We start from the raw sequence: 17,112 nt of genomic DNA on the forward strand, positions 1-17,112 counted from the left end.
TTACTGATTACTGATCACTGATTACTGATTACTGATCACTGATTACTGATTACTGCACTGGCGTCCGGGGTTACCAATCCGTAGCCGCCGACGTGAGTCGGCGCATAGTTCGGTTTTGGCTCAATCGGCGGTCGCACACCCATACCGAAGCGCCCTGAGCAGATCAGCGCGGACTCACGTCCGCGGCTACGCAATTGCTTTACACGCGCCGCAGGGCCTGGATCAGCGCATTGATCGTATTCAAGATCGTGCCCACCTCCCATTGCGTCGGGGGATCGCTCACGACGAAATCCATCGGCATCACGCCGTTGCTGTTCGCGCTGCTGTTGGCGATGAGGGCTGCGCTGAGGTTGCTCAGGGCTTCCGCCAACTGGGTGGCGGTGACGACGCTCGCCTGGAGGGCGGCGACTTGCGCCTCCAGCGCGGCAATGCGGGCGCTTTTATCATCATCCAGGGCCTTGAGGGCGTTGAATTGGGCGCGCAACTCGGCGGCGTCAATCTCAGTATGTTCGACGGGCTTATTAGGATCAAATGGCATAACAATTTATGGTTCTGGTTTATAGTTTCACGGGCAACGCGACTAAAAAACGTTATATCGACGATCAAGTCAAGTAGGACCATATCAAGAAATGATAAATTAATGCTTGCCTCAAAGACTACGCTTGGGTAAATCAGCCTGCGTCAGCCAAAAAAGTAACAAAAATAACATTAACCATAAACGAACTATGGCCCGATACAATGAGGCGCTTTTCAATTCGGGAGTGCGCTATAACGAGCCAGCAAAGCAAAAAACAAATATGGAACATAATCTAGTCGAAGGAACGATTACCACCCAGGCCGAGGCCGCGATTGACGCCGCCATCGAAACCATCCGCACCAACCTGCCGATCCTGATCAATTTGACGCCGACCGAGCGGCGGCGTTTGCCGCACGTCACCCCCGCCTCGCAAGGCATCCTGGAACAGGCGCGGCTGTTCGTCCGGAATCACCCCGCAGCCATCAGTGGCGAGTTTGATCTGGCCGCGTTTGATGCGGACATCGCGCTGCAAGTGCCGTGGACGCGGGTGTTCAACAAACTGATGTCCCTGTACGAAGATGCCAACGACACGAACCTGGCCTTGAACGCCGACCTGTACCATGCGCTGCTGGCGATCTACGCCGGGGCCAAGGTCGCCAACCGGGATGGTGCCTACGATGCCGAACTGGCCCTCATCCGGGCATTCTTCGCCCGTCCGCGCCGTCCAAAGCCCGCCGACACGACCCCCACGAAGCCGACAACCTAAGCGGACGCATCGCCAAATTACTCGGAGCACCACCAAACCGGGCGGAACCACCGCCCGGTTTTGCTTTATGGACGCCTAAATTACCCGAATTATCACGCTAATCGGTCGAATATCTGCCTAAATTACCCGCCCGTTTGGCAAAATTACTCGCCCATCCGGGTAAATTTGGCGGTCATCCGAGTAAATTACCCGCTCATCCGGGTAAATTAGGCGCTCGATCTCAAAATTACCCGCCCATCCGGCAAATTTAGGCGCTCGATTGCAGCGTTAGCCGCCCATCCGGGTAATTTAGCCGCCCGTCCGGGTAAATTTGACGGTCATTTGGCAAAATTACGCGCCCATCCGGCTAATTTACAGGTACTTACGGGAAAAATTGCGAAAAACAGCAAAAACCGGGGATTCCCGGCTTTAATGGCGGGCGTTAAAGTAGACTCTGGCACCTATTGGGTATCTTTCCAAGGGTTATGCCCCATTACCGTTATGACGCCTCTGCTTATTTCTTCTTCGGGGGAATTGGAATATCCCTGGCTTCAACAATCAGTAGGGGTTTCACCATTTTCCCACACATCTGTGATGATTTGTGCTGAGGGGTTCCCTTTTTCCCAGAGGCTCCGCTAAAATTTTCTAAGCCACCTTCTCGATTATTGGCCACCTCGGCTGATGACTTTTTGGGTTTGTTGGAGGAATTGCTCATAGAATTATAAATAAATAGGTAATTACTTTTTTACCGGTGGTATTGGTAATGGCCTAGCTGGTGAACTTGGAACATTCTTCCGTTCAGGAATGTTAATTGGTCGGGTGGGGACTTGCGGCTGCGGCCTTGGTGGCTGCGGCTGCGGCCTTGGTGGCTGAGGAGGGCGTATTGGTTGAGGTCGTGGTTCGTTGCTCATTTGTTTTTATTTGGTTGTTTGTTATGTTGTTGGTGCTTGCGGGTAAACTTTTTTGTTCATGGCTCAGGTTGTTTGTAACGAAAACAGTCATGGAAATTAATCCGAATAAAAAGGCAATACCTGAAACCAAATTCAAAATTGGTATTGCTTTGCCATAATTCCCTCTTAGCTTCTTTTCGCTTTTAATACCTTTTTGCCAAAGTCTTTGAGCATTGCGCATGGCCAGATGGGCGAAATAAAAGGAGCTAAGCGTGGAGGCCAATGAAATAACCCAAAAAATCCAGGCACAAATCAGGCAACAGCTAAACTGAATTTGTTCTGTTCTGATAATATCTTTTAAAAACGCAAACGATAACGCAAAAGCTCCCCCAGCAAGCGTCAGAACGGTTTTATCGAATTGATCTATCGCATGATATTCGTTCTCGCGAAGAAGATTAAGATAACTATCAGATGCGTTGTTTTCAGATTGTTCTGGTGCTTGGTCCGTTTGAGGCGAATTTGGTGTGCTATTTGGAATTGAAACTTGCTGTTTTTTACCTTGGTTTTGTTTGCTCATAAAGTTCGATCCCACATTTTACGGCGTCCTCATGCCAGCTTCTTCGCCAGATGTTGTTCCAGAATCTCCTTTACCGGCAGGGAGCGATTCAAGCCGCTCGCGTTTTTGGTGCTTTGGTAGTTGGTTTAGACTTTTTTGGTTTGGATTTTCTAGAAGACTGGTCTTCAACGTTTGTACGAGTTGTCGTTGCCCTCGTGGATGCCACTTTTTTACGTTTACGTGCCGATTTGATTGTTTGGGGCGGATTTATTCTGTACGGCGGTGGTTCTTCGGTCATTACCCATTCATAGTCCATCCACCCCAAGTCGCGGCCAATCAGCAGTTCGGTCATTTCCGCATGATGCGTGTTTTTCATGGCCACCGTTTTGGTTTGAAACCCATGCCGTGCGGCAAGGGCTACCACCTCGGGAGCATTGTCGTAGGTAATCAGGAAATCTCCGGCCAGTTCCCCACATTGTTGGAAAAGGCGTTCGTGATCTATTTCAGAATGGGTGTAAAGACGGCTGCCAGCGCGCTTGCCACCAGCGGTATAAGGGGGATCAATAAAAAAGACAGTGTCATGGGACAGCCGGTATTGGTTCATTACGGCAAAAGCGTCTCCATTTATAAATTGAATACGGTCAGTAACCATTCCAATGGCCCTGATACGATGGGCAATGGTCTTCGCATACCAGCGGGAAGATACGCCTTTCCCGTTTTCTCCATGCTTTAACACTCCAGCACCGGCAGCAAGGATTCCACCATGCGCCGTGCGGTTGCGAAGAATGGTTTGAAAGGCCAATTCACGGCGGGATTCCGGAGGTCTTAGAAGTTCAGCATTGAGGTTTTCTAAAGACATTTCAAAATGCTGAATCCTTGCAGCGAGCCATCCAGCACCGTCTGAAAGGATTGTTTCCCAAACTGCCGCAACTTGATCATCGAGTTCGACTAGAATGACCCGTTGGGCCAGATTTTCCATGGCTGCCGTCAAACCGATAATGCCCCCGCCTGCAAATGTTTCAATTAACAGTTGCGGTGGACGTATTTTGCTGGCGAGCCAGCGGCGAAAAAGTGGAACCAGCCAAGTTTTTCCTCCAGGATAACGGAAAGGACTTCGCTGTGGCACAGAGGCGACATTCACTGGCGAATCCAGCGGGACATCCATCAAAGCATCCGCGAATAAATATGTCTGAGTCATACCAGTATCACCCAAAAGGAATTTCAATGGTTCTATTGGAAGGTGATGTTTCGAGCTTTTCATCCACCTTTGTTTGCAGCTCTCGGATGAAATCTTCCATCTTGCCGGGATTGGATTTGGTAATTTGCGCCAAAGCTGGCTCGAACTTGGTATAGACAGTTTTGTGGAGAAATAGTTGATGCGGCGTCCCAGGCTTTTTGGACAATTTTAAATCATATATCAACCAAGCAATATCAGCTTCCTGTTTCGGTACTTCCGGCAGTTTGGGAAGCGTGCGAAAGAAACCAGTGTTTAGCGCAACGGCAGACTTCTTCTTCCAAGCATTCAAGATTCCACCCTTGAATATGATTTGAGGTGCCAATCTCTTTCGCGAGGAGGAAAGATAATCAGGTCTTGGATAATTTACTTCCTCGGTCCAATCCATAGCTGCGCGTTTGGCTGGATTGCTCATATAGGACTCGAAAGGATTTCGGACATTTCCAGAAATATAAACCGCTTGGACTTCCAAAGCGCCAAAATCATAAACCGCACCAGCGTTATTATAGGCACAAAGCACGACGTCAATATTCCCAGCAGAGCCACCATGAGCATCTTTGAGCCGTACTTCTGTGAGGGTTGTCCATTTGGCCTCGGAACCGAAAAAGAAATTGGCAGCGTCTTCAGCGATCATCCAGTCCTGGCGAAAGCGCACAGGGCATGTTATGGCAATATCATCACCGTCAACAACGCTACAAACACCAAGCGGGTTCTGCGCTTTGTCTTTGGTGCAGTTGGGCACTTTGTTATTGAAAGGGCAGAGACTGTTCTTGCGGTGACGTTCTGCCAGGGCACTCACGTCACTGCTTGGAAAACCAAAGACTTCCACTAATGGATTTTTATGTTTCATGAATAGCTGGTCAGCGGCGCACAGCCTCTCCGGGGTATAGTTCAGCACGGAGTGGCCCGGCGGACATCTCCTCGCCGAGATCTTTTTTTAACTTCGCTTGCTTGACCATGTGGCGAGAGTAAAGGAAACCGCCGCGCCGGGTCAATGCTGCGATGAGTTCCTGCTGGATGGCCAGTTGGTCCTGCTCACCCCGTTTGGGCCAGATGCCGGGTTCACAGATTTGTTAATCGTTGGGTTGTGGTAAAATGAATGACACCTGGCTTTTATCTTAACTTCCTGTCGTGAAAACTTCGGGCTCCCGATGGCGATCACGATTAAAGGTAAACACCACCGCCGACAATACCGCCAAACCACCCAAGACATACGCGGCGGACAGGGTGGAGAAACCGTAGCCCAAGCCCTTGCCCGCCGGGAATGATTCCCGAAAGCGGCCCAGCATCCAGGGCGAAAGCGACCCGACCAGGAACGCCAACATTACAGTAATGCCGATGGCGGAGGCGCGATGCCGGGGGGCAATGACTTCAAAAAGGGCCGCGTGGGTATTGGCCTCGTAGAGTCCCCGGAATAGGCCAAAGCCCGCCATGGTGCCGCAGGCCAGCCAAAGGGTATCCGCCTGGCCCATGTAGAAAATGATGGGCGCGCCCAACAACATGGCGGTGCACATCATTTGCGGGCGAAACACCGGACGCGTGGTCGCCATGTAATCGGAAAGCCGTCCGCCAATGAGAATGCCAACCAGCGCCGCGACGTGATGATAAAACATTGCATAACCGCCCGCCTTCGTCAGGGAGAGGCCAAAGCGTTCCTGAAGAAACACCGGCGCCCAGACCACATAGGCGTTGTTCACAAAGACGATGGCGGTGAACCCGGTCGTCAACAGCAGCGCGGAGGGCGAGCGAAAGACCACGCCCAAGGATTGCCAAACCGTTTCCCGTTCAACCACAGCCGGCGTGCCTGGAGTTTCAGCCGCCGCCGGATTTTGCAGCCGCCACATCAAGATCATGCCCAGCACAATGCCGCCACCGCCAAAGAGGTAGAAGGCCGAACGCCATCCCCAGCGTTCAGCGATGTAGCCCCCCAGGAAGCCGCTCACCATCACGCCGATGTACAGCGAGGATTGGTGGATGGACAAGGCAAAGGCGCGCGTCCGCGTATGGTGCTCGGCCAACAGCGGATAGGCGGCAGGCGCATAAAACGATTCGCCCCCGGCGGTGGCGATGCTGCGGAATAGAATCAACCCCATCAACCCGCCCGCCATGCCGGTACACATGGTCGCCGCGCTCCAAAACATCAGGCTGCCGATGATGATGCGCTTCTTGTTCCAGACATCACCCAGATAGCCCGCTACCGGCATCATCACTGCCAGCATGGCAAACAGCACGGTGCCGACCAAACCGAGCTGGCTATCGGTCAGTTGCAGGTCCGTCTTGATGGCGGACAGCACCACGCCAAAGATGGCCCGGTCTCCTTGATGGAAGAAAAAGGCGCAGAATAGCAGGGCGAGCAATTCCCACTTGTAATGCTTGTGGGGAGGATGGGAATTCATAGTTTCACACATCAATGTCTGCCGGGAACAACTGCGCAGAACAACCGCCATCCACGACCACCCGGCTGCCATTGATGCGGGCCGCCTGATCCGAAGCCAGGAACAGCACCACATCCGCCACTTGTTGTGCTGTGGATTCAGCCCCAAGCGGCACATTCGCACGGCGGCGTTGGGTCTGTTCCGGGCTGAGCTTGTTCCAACGCGTGGTGTGGATGTACCCGGGTGCCACCGTATTGACACGGATTCCGTTGGGTCCCAACTCCACGGCCAGCGCGCGAGTCAATGCCTCCACCGCCCCTTTGGAGGTAATGTACGCACTCATCTTGCGGATGGCGCGTTCGGAAGTATTCGAGCTGAGATTGATAATCGCCCCCCTGCCCTGTTTCACCATCATGCGGGCGGCAAGCTGGGAGCATTGAAACAACCCGTAAAGATTCGCACGCAATACCTGATCCAGCAACTCCATGGGCGTATCCACAAAGCTGTATCCCAAGCCATGCAGCGCCGCGTTGTTGACCAATACATCCAGACGGTCACTCTGTTTGTAAATATGCGCGAACATGGCTTCCACAGCCGAAGCATTCGCCAAATCCGCTGCCACCGGGATGACGGTTCCCCCGGTGTTGGCGCGCAGACTGGCCGCCGCCTGTTCCAATTCTGTTCCGGCGAGGTCGTTGACATACACCGTGCCACCCTCGGCGGAAAATTGCCGGGCGATTTCGTAGCCGGTATGCGTGGCAGCGCCGGTCACCAGGACATGCTGGTCTTTGAATCTCATGATTTCTTCTCCGGTGACGGTTCAAAATACGAGGTGGCATTAGCGGGACGGATTTGCGTCAGCGCGCCCGAATAATGCCGCAGGTCACGCGGCTGATACGCATGCGCCGCCATGGCTGGAATATTGAGATCAATCCCCAATCCCGGCGCATCCGGTATGAACATGCAACCGTCCTCGAAGCGCACTTTCTCCGTGCTGATTTCACGGCGATGCGGCACATCCGTGGCCATGGTTTCGAGTAAGAAAAAGTTGGGAGTGCAGGCGGCGATTTGCAGGGTGGCGGCGTTGGCCACCGGCCCGGAGGGATTGTGCGGGCACACGGGAATATGATGCGCCTCAGCCATGGCCGCAATCTTGCGCAACTCCCCGATCCCACCCACATGACTGACATCCGGCTGAATGAAGTCCGCGCAGCGCAAACCCAGGTAATTTCGGAAATCCCAGCGGCTATAGAGCCGTTCCCCACCCGCGATGGGCACCTTAACCCGGCGTTTGATCTCAGCCAATCCCTCTGGATTATCCGGCGGAATGGGCTCTTCAAACCAAGTGATGTCAAAATCCGCCAGCGCATGGGCAATGCGAATAGCAGTGGGCACATTGAAACGGCCATGGCCCTCAATTAAAATATCCACATCCGGTCCCACCGCCTCAACGACCGCCTGAACACATGCAATGGCATCGCGCAAAACGCTTTTGGGGATATTCATGTATGAGGAGCCGAAAGGATCCCACTTCAGCCCGCGAAAACCCTGGGCCTTGGCCAGCTTTGCCTTCTCGGCAAACTCATCCGGCCGTACGGCAGGGGCAAACCAGCCGTTGGCGTAGCAAGGAACCCGATCACGCACCTGGCCTCCCAACAATTGCCACACGGGCACCCCCAGCGCCTTGCCCTTGATGTCCCACAGGGCCATTTCCACCCCGGCCAACGCGCTCATCAACACCGGACCGCCACGCCAATACGCATCGCGATAAGCATCGTGCCAGAACGCCTCAATATTAAACGGGTCCTTACCCACCAGGTATCGTTCAAGTTCCCGGCAGGCTTGGGCGACGGTTAACTCGCGCATTTCCAAGGTGGCCTCACCCACCCCGTACAGTCCCGCATCCGTCAGTACCCTCACGAACACCCAGTTCGTGCGGTAGGCGTGGCAGATATGAGTCTCAATCGCTGTGACTTTCATAGTATTTTCCAAGTATAGCCATGGTCGTCAGTAAAATGCGACTGGCAAATTACGACAATCGATTGTTGTCCATCAAATGCCGGGAGGTCGTCGTTCGCACCTCGACGGACTGGCTGCCACCGGTACATCCCAGCGTGAAGGCCGCCACGGAAATCATGCGAGCCTCCTTCCAGCAGCCTATTGGCACGGATCAAATACTTGTTGTGGGGCTCTTCCATTTGAGCTTGCCATGCGGGCGAAACACCGCATAATCAATGCTGTTCGATGAATACGATACAACTTTTCGCCGCCTTTTGAAACTCGCGGTATGGAGGGGAAAATTGCAGGGATGCAATACTCCTTGCAACGTATTGTAATAGAAATTTGGTTGGGCGCTTGGCGCAGTGGTTAGCGCGTCTCGTTTACACAAAGATTTAGGCACTTAGCCCCATTTTCCCCCGAATGGCCAGACGTTTAATTCCCCGGTAAAACAGGCTTTTTTTGAAAGTTTACAGGGACAGGAATGGCCAGCAATAGCCCAACTTTTTGGCGTTGGGGGTGACAAACGGGGGTGACAACTATTTTCCCGCCTTTAAACCTAAAGCTATAGGCGCGGCACAAAGCACAATACAAGAGCCTCTAAGATGGCAAGCAAGGCGATTGCAAGCACGGTAGCAAGCACGGTGCAAGCATGGTGCAAAGGGCGGGGAAGGGAAGCAAAACAATAGGGCATATAGTTTTTATCATATCAAATTCAAATTGATTTCACATAGTAGGCAAAAACAGTGTAACTCTAATAGCAGGATAAAAAGAGAAAATGAAACCACATACAAGCGGCCAAACTTATGCCAGCATGGCGGGAAAACCTTGGGGAACCTTGGGGAATCTGGCGCGGAACCTTACAGGGTGAACCATGGAAAGGCGCAAAGACTCACGCTAAAAACTCATGCTAAAGAATAATGCCAAAGACTCTTGCCGTGATTCATGCGGGGAATCATGCGGAGAACCATATCAAAACCAATCGGGGGCATAACTTAACAAACCGGGGGCAAAAAGTAACCAATCGGGGGAACGGTAGGGAAAATTGGAACAAGGACAGGAACAACCACAGGAACAACATCAAGAGACCATAACGGGGCGAACACAGAGCCCTAGACATAGAGGCGCGGCCAAGAGCTGACAGGCGCGGCCAAGAGCCCAACCATGAAAAATCTAGGTAAGTAAGGCGGTAAGCAAGGCGGCAAGCAGCGACAAGCAAAGCGTCAAGCAAGGCGTCAAGCAAGGCGTCTGGATATAGGGGCTTGGGTGTTTTATGATGGTTTTGGATATTTTGCCTTAGCTACCCTATTAGCTTAGGATGATACGAAAAAACACCCCGGAATCATTTGCAAATTGTACTTGGGAACCATTGAAAACCATTGAAAACCATTGAAAACCATTGAAAACCCTTGGAACACCTAAAAAACACTTCAAATTCTCTATATATTGTACTAATCAAACACAATACCACAATAAGGAGGGTTTATAATTTAAAAAAATAAATCTCATAGGTAAAAGGCGGTGATGGCACCCGCCAACCATTCAAAGGATAACAATTTTGAAATCTGTTTATTTTTATTCCTGCCCTAATTTGCTCCCTTGCATTCCAGACAAACGCCCAGACAAACAAACCAAGTCAACAACTCATAATTAAGTATAAGACTTAACCCGGCTATTCCTTCTATAAGTACGCCAGCACTAATCCCCAACAAAACGCACCACAAAACAACAGCCAAGCGAGCCATAATAAATAAAAGGGCAAATCAATTATCATCACTCAATATTTTTTTACCCCCGCCGCCCCCGGAAAATAAAAGAGATTCCTTAACCCACTACCCCCCCCCCATAGGGACAGCCAGACATGCACACACATGAACACACAGGCACACACACACAAACAAACAAAACAAACGCCAACAATACCAGCTATACCAATCATACCCAACTTACCCAACATGCTAACCATATCAGCACGCCAGCAACGCCAGCAACGCCAGCCAGCCAACCGGCGAAACAAACAAAAAAGCCCCAAAGTTTCACTACAAAAATAAGGGGCGCTAGCCTCTGTGGTGTAATATGAAAAAAGCAGAGGCGTTACAAAAGATAAGCGGCTTTAAAAAATAGGCACGGCCCTTGTTATATTGGCAATATCAGGGTGCATATCCTTGGTATCATTAGCACGTATGAAAACATCGGGCAGCTTATAGGTTTGATACAACATTTTTGAAGTTGGCTTGCCCGTTAGGATGGCGGCGAACCTTTCCTTGTCTAAATGTTCAAAAGTCATTGTGCGAATCATGCCCAGCGCATTTGAAACTGTAAGGCAAATATATTTCAGGCCGCACATTCCAGAGCCATCAATAAAATAAGAGCGGTCATTGTGCCAACAGACAAAATAAGAGCTGTCTTCCAAAACAATTTTATACCATTGCGAGGGCTCAATATCTTTGGAGTAGAAAGCGGGTGCGGAAATGCTTTGAGCGGCTTTGGCGGCTTTCTTTTCGGTTGCAAGGGTGGTTTTCCAGTTTTCAAGCTGGGCGAACTTTTCATCAATGTTTGAAGAGCCTAAGCCCCCATTGTTTGCCGTGTTTACTTGCTCAGCGGCCTTAACTTCTTTAGAGTAGATTGGGGGCTCGCTTGGTTTAGCGGGGGCTTTCGTTGTTACATTAGACGGATTGGACACTCTAACAGGCGTTTTGCTAGTAGTATATTGAACTAACTTAGAGCCAATTTTTTTGAATACATTCATTTTGTTTATGATTCTGATTTTTCTTTACAGACAATGAAGCTTTACAGTGAGGCTTCAATGATAGGGGTGTTGTCAAAAGCAGGTTTAATGGTTGCGCTAATATTTTCGGTTAAAACAGCAAGCCTTTGTTTCAAATCAAGCCATTTTTGATAACGCTGGCTAAAGGTTTCATCCCTTCTGCCAAACGTTCTAGCAAGGCTTTTCATGCGTCCGTTAAGTTGGGCGGCAAGTTGAATCTTTCTAGCCGTTGGAGCGTCTGTAAAGGTAGGTTGGGACTCATGGCGCGGCCTTTCCTCTGGTAGTAGCTGAATGATGCGCCTTATGGGGTTCCCTATATCCGGGCAATATCCCAAAACATCAAGGAAAGTCAGGCGAACAAATGCTTTTACTCTGGCGTCCGTCTCTTCATTCCCATCTGTCAAAAAGCCGTCATGCATAGGGATAACCCATTTTATTTGATTCTCTATCAGCCAAGAAACCATACATTCAACCATAATATAAGATTCTAATCTCTGTAGTTTCGCGGCCATATCTTTATCACCGTTAATCTTGTGATAAGTAAGGGGAAAACGTTCTAAAAACCACTCAGCAACATAATTTTGCACTTGTCCGCCAACCCATTTTTGAAAGTCTTTTTTGCAGGCTTCCCTTTTGGTTTTGTCAGTGTCCCCTGTAATGGTGTTATAAATATCCCCGGTAATAGCGGCTTTATACTCTTCCCATTCCTCTCGCGCTACAAACTTTAACAATAACACGGGGAAACAAGTGGCAACATCATACTCATTGACCTTATCAGAATGCTTAAAGAAAATAAAGCGGCGATAATGCTTATTGCAGATAATGACAGGATGAAATAACCGATTGCCCCGCTTGCCATATCGCACAGAAAAATTGTGGCAATGAATGGACTTTAAAACGGCTTCCCCGCTAATCTTCCGCGCCATCTCTTCAATGGTATCAAAATAAACTTGCTCATTATATCTAATCTCTAAATTGTGGCAGGCATTGGCAGTATGGGCAATTATAGGGTTAGTCATATCAATATCATTCTTTTTTGCGTTAATCTCTGGGCTTAAAACTTTTTGCGCTCTCTGGCGTTTATACTTTTGGATTGAGCCCCCCTCTTTGGCGGCATCTGTCAGGGCATAGCACTTGCAAAACCCTTCTTTGCCGTTGCGCGACTGTGAAAAACTTTCCCGCCCATCGCTGTTATGCTGGATTTTGATAACGCCCCAAAGTTTCAAATCATCAATATACTTGCGGTAGTTATTGCCTAACTTATTTTGCCAAGTTTTGCGGGCAATGTTTGCAGACTCAAAATTTTCATCCTTATAAGGCAGGCAATGAATCATTGACGTAACAAAGGCATACTTGGCTTGCTCTTTCTCTGGGTGCGCGGCAATAAAGGGCCATAACATATCAGGCACAAAATAATCATCGGTGTTAATATCAAGGTAGTTGGCTTTCTGTTTAGTTGGCGGAGCGGGGCGGCTAGTTATTGTGTTTAGGATGGCTTTCGTATCGGCTTTCATAATTCAAAAGGGAAAAAAAGAAGCCAGCGGCGTTGAAAGCCTCACCCCGGAAAGGGAATGATAGGACGCTACTGGCTCTAAAATTATGTTTAATCATATTATGTTTAGCCTTTCGGCAAGGGGGGCTTTCGGCTCCCTGTAATAATCTGTTGTTGTCAACAAATACCAAAAAAACATCAGGCGCGGCGGCTAACTAACTTTATCTGATATTAATTTATTAAGGACTTGGCTTTGGCGTCAACGGAAATATGCCCGCAAAGTGTTATTTTCCCGCTCAGTGTATTTTTTGGAATAATTGGCAAAAAATATATACGCCATTCCCTCTATATTATCTATAACCTCTATCCCTCTCTCTCCCTTCTTCTAGGGGCCATAAGTGCATGTATAAGGAATCTTTTTGGCTTAATTCTCACTTTTAAACATCCCAAAAGTATAAACCTTGGGTAAGTTGGGTAAGTTGTCACAATTAAAACCTAAATTTTTACACCTTAGACCTCACACCCTTAAACCTGTCCAAAGGGGGGCATTCCGGGGAAAATAGGGGAACCATGGGGAACCATGGGGAATCTATGGGAATTGAGCTAAGGCATTCCCAAGGTACTTCCAAGGTACTTCCAAGGCATTCCAAAGGTATCTTTAAGGAACCGCCAAGGAACCGCCAAGGAACCGCCAAGGAATCAAAGGGAAAGGCATAGGCGCAAAAGGATAACTTAGCCGGAACGATTCAGGCTTAGAGAATGGCGCTTGATGGCGGATAGGCGCTTGATATTGCAGGTTTTGCCCCCCGGTTGTGGTTTAGTTGTTACAATTAAGCGTTGCCAGCCGAAAAAAAGGGGCTCTATAGACAGTTTATGATTGACTCAATATAAATTGCCTGTTAGGGTGACACCATGAAAGAAAACGCGCCAACAGAAAGCAAAATATGCGAAAACAATAAGTTGCTCTATACAATTAAAGAAACAGCGCACCTATTGAGCGTAAGCGAAAAAAGCGTGCGGCGGCTCTTAGAACGCGGTTTATTGAAGTCTTCCCCCGCCTTGCGCGTCAAACTAATCACTTGGGATTCAATTCTGGCCTTTTCAAAAGTCACAATATGATTTTAGCTAGCTGGGCTTTTTCATAATCGGCGTCGTCTGTGCCAAAAACTTCCGTATATGTATTAAGAATCAATTTCCCGCCATCCTTATGACCCTGCCATTTTGATATTAATTTTATATCAACTTGCTTTTGCCAAAGTTTTCTAATTAAATAGGCGCGTATGCTTCTTTGTGTGAAATTTGGAAAGCCCAACCTATTGCAGGCATTTGTCAAAGACTTCCGGGCATCGCTAATGGTAAAAAGTGGTGTATTCGGGGGCAATGCCGTTTGTTGGGGGGCGGCTTTGGCGGTTTCCTTGGCGAGTAAGTTTTGCAAAAATGGTTTTAACTGCGGATAAATGGGCGGATAAAATAAAGCTCCCGTTTTGCGGCGTCTCACTGAAATTTTCTCTTTTATCCAATCAATATCACCCCAAGTTAAAGAACGCGCTTCCGCTTGCCCTAATCCAGCCAGTCCCAAAAATTCAACAAAGTTGGCGCTTTCTTCCGCTTTAACGTTTCGTTTTTCGGCGCGGATATTGTCCACAATGGCGCGGAACTGTTCATCTGTTGGGACAATCCGTTTTACATCTTCAACTCTTTTCCAAGGTTTATCTACTCTTGAAAATGGCGACTCAGGAATCATTTTGTCATTATAAGCTAGGTCAAACAGTTGCTTTAAAAACAGGGCGTAGCGGTTATAGGAACTATCTTTTAGGCGCGTTTCTTGTTTGGCAAGCCATTCATTCAACATAGAGGGTTGAACGCGGGAAACTTGAATCCCCAACCCATTGCCCCAAGTGGCCTTAAAGTTTTTGATTATACTGCGCTCCGTGTCTGTGGTTTTCTTTGATTTCCCCAAGCGGCCTTTAATAAATTTTTCCAATAGCTGTTCAAGTGTTGTTTTTTCGGCTTGCGCGTCCACCTTGTCAAGGTTGGCAATCCAATCCTTTAGCCGCCTTTCCGCGCTTTTCCTGTCAGTCGTATCCAATGAATGTTCTTTACGCTTGCCGCCGTGCTTCTTTATTGCATAATAGGTGTTGTTGACGCTATGCCGATACAAACACGGATAATTAGGAATTTTTTCAAGCAACTGCCTTGTGCTAAGGCAGGGGGCTCCCTTTTCTGTGCTGGTAGCAACATTCTGAGTGTTTCCCTTTGTGGTATTATTGATGTTATTCATAGTTCCCATATCATGAGGGGTGGCATTTGGGGGTGGCAAGCTAAATCGGCAATTCTTAATTCAAGCGTAAGTGCTTGTAAATAAACTGGTTGGGCGCTTGGCGCAGTGGTTAGCGCGTCTCGTTTACACCGAGTAGGTCGGGGGTTCAAATCCCTCAGCGCCCACCAACTCCTCTTTTGCGGGAAAATAGAGTTAAACCGGACGTTTTTCCAACCGGCCAACGGCGAACTCTTCCGCCACTACCGGAGTAAGCACTTCCAACGGACGATGGCCGATCGCTTGCACCGAGGAACAATACTTGGCCGCGCCGCATTGCATGAGATCAAAGACCCGGACCAAATCATAGAACCAAGTGGGATGCCGGTCCGTGAACTTTAATTCAAGGATGACCTTGGGGTAGTAGCTGTAGTGCGGGTCGTGCATCTCGGTTTTAACCGAAAAATGCAGGTTGGGTTCGGCGCAGACATGGCGGTCCATGGTGACCCGCACGGAATCATTGTCATTCACGTACGCCTCGCGTTGGTAGAAGATGTGAAGGCGCGGTCGGGCTTGAATGGTGGACATTAATTCGCAGAAACGCTGCACTGCCACGAAGGCTTTATCCGATTTGGAAAACATGTGTTGCGGTTCGGGGAAGTGACCGTTTAGCAAGAGGGGAACCGCCGCCTGTTTGACGCCGCCACGCTGTTTCATGATACAGGAATTCATCCGGCGCTTGATTTCAAAAAAGACCGGTGAATTGGCGTCGGTGCTGTAAAAGCGCAAGCGCAGCTTGTACCGGTTTTTATCGCCATTGATGGTCTCCCAATAGGTCTTCAAATGATCGGAATCCAGATACAAGCTATGGACGGGGTAGGATAGGTTGGGGTGCAGCGTGCTGTATTCATCCAAGTTGAGATGGCATTGCACAAAATCACGCACCTGAAGTGCCGCCTCTTCAGTGATGAGGTACTTCAACTCAAACCGCTGCGTTTGCATCCGATCAATTGCCATAAGTGTGCTTCTGTCTCAGGATTGAAACACGCTTGCGCCAGGATGCAAAGTTTTTTTTGCCATGGTATTCCAGCTTGGCAAAGACTGAACTATTTATAGGCTCGTACCAGGCCTTGGCACTGTGATGGTGGAAACCCGATCATTCCCGCCACAAGTAAAACGTGTACGCATTTGGGTTGTGGGTGCGCGGACATTCCATGGTCTGCGCCAGCAGGGTGCCCACGTGGATGATCTGACCAGTGAAGCCGTGGCTTTCAAATAGGGTGCGCATGGCGGGCAGGCTGAGCGTGTTCCAATGGTATTCCTCCACGGGATGCACGGTGTGTTCCTCCGCCTCGTGCAGGTTGAAGAAGTTCACGCACAGGCCGTGACGGGTGACGCGGCACACTTCGCGGACGGCCTGCGTCATGGCCTCGATGGAAAGGTGTTCAAACAGATCGTGAACGACGCACGCGGAGAACGCATGTTTGGCGGCTTTGATCTGAAGCACGTTGCCCGCTTGAAAATCAACCTTGGGAAACAGCTTGCGGGCATTGGCGACGTTCTTGGCGGATAGATCCATGCCGTGATACTCCAGCAGCCGCGCCAGACCAAACGCCGCGAAGAACCGATAGTCATTGGCCGAGCCGCAAGCGGGTTCCAACACGCGCAGACGTTCGGCCCGCTTGCGCGCAAGGACTTGTTTCCAGAGCGTTTGAAAGGTGTTCAGGAGCGGTTCCGGCAGTGTGCGGGGCGGAGAAGATCGTCGGGCGGCCTGAATGGCTTCGCTCAGGTAATCCGGGAACGGCAGCCCGGCCAGGGTGGCGGGGCGGGCGGCGTGAATATTCAGCACATACGCGGGAATCTCCAATCCCTCCGCGTTATCGGCATGGCGGCGCACGGCATGCAGCAGCGCCGCGAAGTCATCGGCCACCAACGGTTGCTGCAAGAGTCCCCGCCACCAATTCATCACCACGGCGAAGCGCAGCTCCTCCCGCATCACTTCCTCCCAACGTTCGCCGAACAGGCAGCGCAGCAGGAAGTGGCGCGTCAGGATGCTTTGCACGTTCAGGCGCGGGTCCTCGACATCGGCAACGAGGTAATCGCGCAAGAACGAGGCGTCATGCCGTTCCCAGGAACGGGTCAGCCGCTCGGTTTCCACCTGCATGACGGAGGGACGTTTCATGGGGAAGGCGTGGGGGGACGTTCCGCTGGTGTGCTGATCTCTTGGGCGTGGGGAGTGGCTGTGGTTCTGTTCCCCCTCACCCTAGCCCTCTCCCTTGGG

Annotated in this window: 13 protein-coding genes and 1 tRNA gene; 2 read left to right on the plus strand and 12 right to left on the minus strand. The window is 50.1% G+C overall.

The genetic code is table 11. The features are described from left to right. Nucleotides 1-199 precede the first annotated feature (199 nt). Nucleotides 200-538, minus strand: coding sequence for a hypothetical protein (locus WCO56_16250; protein ID MEI7731130.1), 339 nt, complete (start codon nucleotides 536-538; stop codon nucleotides 200-202). Between the two features lie 259 nt (nucleotides 539-797). On the opposite strand from WCO56_16250, the gene WCO56_16255 reads away from it, so the two are divergent. Further along, complete coding sequence (locus WCO56_16255) at nucleotides 798-1,283, plus strand: hypothetical protein (protein ID MEI7731131.1); 486 nt, start codon at nucleotides 798-800, stop codon at nucleotides 1,281-1,283. A 786-nt stretch (nucleotides 1,284-2,069) separates the two neighbouring features. Here the strand turns inward: WCO56_16255 and WCO56_16260 are convergent. From WCO56_16260 to WCO56_16300, 9 genes are all read right to left on the minus strand, one after another. Next, nucleotides 2,070-2,729, minus strand: a complete 660-nt coding sequence (locus WCO56_16260; GenBank protein ID MEI7731132.1) for a hypothetical protein — start codon at nucleotides 2,727-2,729, stop codon at nucleotides 2,070-2,072. Nucleotides 2,730-2,817: 88 nt separating this feature from the next. Further along, on the minus strand, nucleotides 2,818-3,969 hold the full coding sequence (locus WCO56_16265) for a DNA adenine methylase (GenBank protein MEI7731133.1): 1,152 nt from the start codon (nucleotides 3,967-3,969) through the stop codon (nucleotides 2,818-2,820). Further along, nucleotides 3,914-4,792, minus strand: a complete 879-nt coding sequence (locus WCO56_16270) for a NotI family restriction endonuclease (GenBank protein MEI7731134.1) — start codon at nucleotides 4,790-4,792, stop codon at nucleotides 3,914-3,916. Before WCO56_16270 ends, WCO56_16265 begins: the two co-directional genes overlap by 56 nt. Nucleotides 4,793-5,060: 268 nt before the next feature. Then, a complete protein-coding gene (locus WCO56_16275) occupies nucleotides 5,061-6,338 on the minus strand; it encodes an MFS transporter (GenBank protein MEI7731135.1) in 1,278 nt (425 codons plus the stop codon). 4 nt (nucleotides 6,339-6,342) lie between these two features. Beyond that, the gene (locus tag WCO56_16280) at nucleotides 6,343-7,116 is read right to left on the minus strand and encodes an SDR family oxidoreductase (protein ID MEI7731136.1); all 774 of its coding nucleotides are present in this window, start codon (nucleotides 7,114-7,116) and stop codon (nucleotides 6,343-6,345) included. Continuing rightward, on the minus strand, nucleotides 7,113-8,297 hold the full coding sequence (dgoD, locus tag WCO56_16285; protein MEI7731137.1) for a galactonate dehydratase: 1,185 nt from the start codon (nucleotides 8,295-8,297) through the stop codon (nucleotides 7,113-7,115). Before dgoD ends, WCO56_16280 begins: the two co-directional genes overlap by 4 nt. A gap of 2,131 nt (nucleotides 8,298-10,428) precedes the next feature. Then, nucleotides 10,429-11,064, minus strand: coding sequence for a hypothetical protein (locus tag WCO56_16290; protein ID MEI7731138.1), 636 nt, complete (start codon nucleotides 11,062-11,064; stop codon nucleotides 10,429-10,431). Between the two features lie 41 nt (nucleotides 11,065-11,105). Further along, complete coding sequence (locus WCO56_16295) at nucleotides 11,106-12,596, minus strand: hypothetical protein (GenBank protein ID MEI7731139.1); 1,491 nt, start codon at nucleotides 12,594-12,596, stop codon at nucleotides 11,106-11,108. Between the two features lie 1,086 nt (nucleotides 12,597-13,682). Next, nucleotides 13,683-14,855 (minus strand): tyrosine-type recombinase/integrase, encoded by a 1,173-nt coding sequence (locus WCO56_16300; GenBank protein MEI7731140.1) that lies wholly within the window; start codon nucleotides 14,853-14,855, stop codon nucleotides 13,683-13,685. 91 nt (nucleotides 14,856-14,946) lie between these two features. Here WCO56_16300 and WCO56_16305 point away from each other — a divergent pair. Continuing rightward, nucleotides 14,947-15,022, plus strand: a tRNA-Val gene (locus WCO56_16305). 25 nt (nucleotides 15,023-15,047) lie between these two features. Here WCO56_16305 and WCO56_16310 read toward each other — a convergent pair. Further along, nucleotides 15,048-15,848, minus strand: coding sequence for a polyphosphate polymerase domain-containing protein (locus WCO56_16310; protein MEI7731141.1), 801 nt, complete (start codon nucleotides 15,846-15,848; stop codon nucleotides 15,048-15,050). Between the two features lie 139 nt (nucleotides 15,849-15,987). Further along, a complete protein-coding gene (locus WCO56_16315; GenBank protein ID MEI7731142.1) occupies nucleotides 15,988-17,013 on the minus strand; it encodes a methyltransferase domain-containing protein in 1,026 nt (341 codons plus the stop codon). Nucleotides 17,014-17,112: the final 99 nt, after the last annotated feature.

The sequence above is a fragment of the Verrucomicrobiota bacterium genome (genome assembly GCA_037139415.1).
GTDB lineage: Bacteria > Verrucomicrobiota > Verrucomicrobiia > Limisphaerales > Fontisphaeraceae > JBAXGN01.

Excerpts from the sequence above, each read along its gene's own strand:
- WCO56_16250 (MEI7731130.1), bottom strand. The coding sequence starts at position 538 with ATGCCATTTGATCCTAATAAGCCCGTCGAACATACTGAGATTGACGCC.
- WCO56_16255 (MEI7731131.1), top strand. The coding sequence starts at position 798 with ATGGAACATAATCTAGTCGAAGGAACGATTACCACCCAGGCCGAGGCC.
- WCO56_16260 (MEI7731132.1), bottom strand. The coding sequence starts at position 2,729 with ATGAGCAAACAAAACCAAGGTAAAAAACAGCAAGTTTCAATTCCAAAT.
- WCO56_16265 (MEI7731133.1), bottom strand. The coding sequence starts at position 3,969 with ATGAAAAGCTCGAAACATCACCTTCCAATAGAACCATTGAAATTCCTT.
- WCO56_16270 (MEI7731134.1), bottom strand. The coding sequence starts at position 4,792 with ATGAAACATAAAAATCCATTAGTGGAAGTCTTTGGTTTTCCAAGCAGT.
- WCO56_16275 (MEI7731135.1), bottom strand. The coding sequence starts at position 6,338 with ATGAATTCCCATCCTCCCCACAAGCATTACAAGTGGGAATTGCTCGCC.
- WCO56_16280 (MEI7731136.1), bottom strand. The coding sequence starts at position 7,116 with ATGAGATTCAAAGACCAGCATGTCCTGGTGACCGGCGCTGCCACGCAT.
- dgoD (MEI7731137.1), bottom strand. The coding sequence starts at position 8,297 with ATGAAAGTCACAGCGATTGAGACTCATATCTGCCACGCCTACCGCACG.
- WCO56_16290 (MEI7731138.1), bottom strand. The coding sequence starts at position 11,064 with ATGAATGTATTCAAAAAAATTGGCTCTAAGTTAGTTCAATATACTACT.
- WCO56_16295 (MEI7731139.1), bottom strand. The coding sequence starts at position 12,596 with ATGAAAGCCGATACGAAAGCCATCCTAAACACAATAACTAGCCGCCCC.
- WCO56_16300 (MEI7731140.1), bottom strand. The coding sequence starts at position 14,855 with ATGAATAACATCAATAATACCACAAAGGGAAACACTCAGAATGTTGCT.
- WCO56_16310 (MEI7731141.1), bottom strand. The coding sequence starts at position 15,848 with ATGGCAATTGATCGGATGCAAACGCAGCGGTTTGAGTTGAAGTACCTC.
- WCO56_16315 (MEI7731142.1), bottom strand. The coding sequence starts at position 17,013 with ATGAAACGTCCCTCCGTCATGCAGGTGGAAACCGAGCGGCTGACCCGT.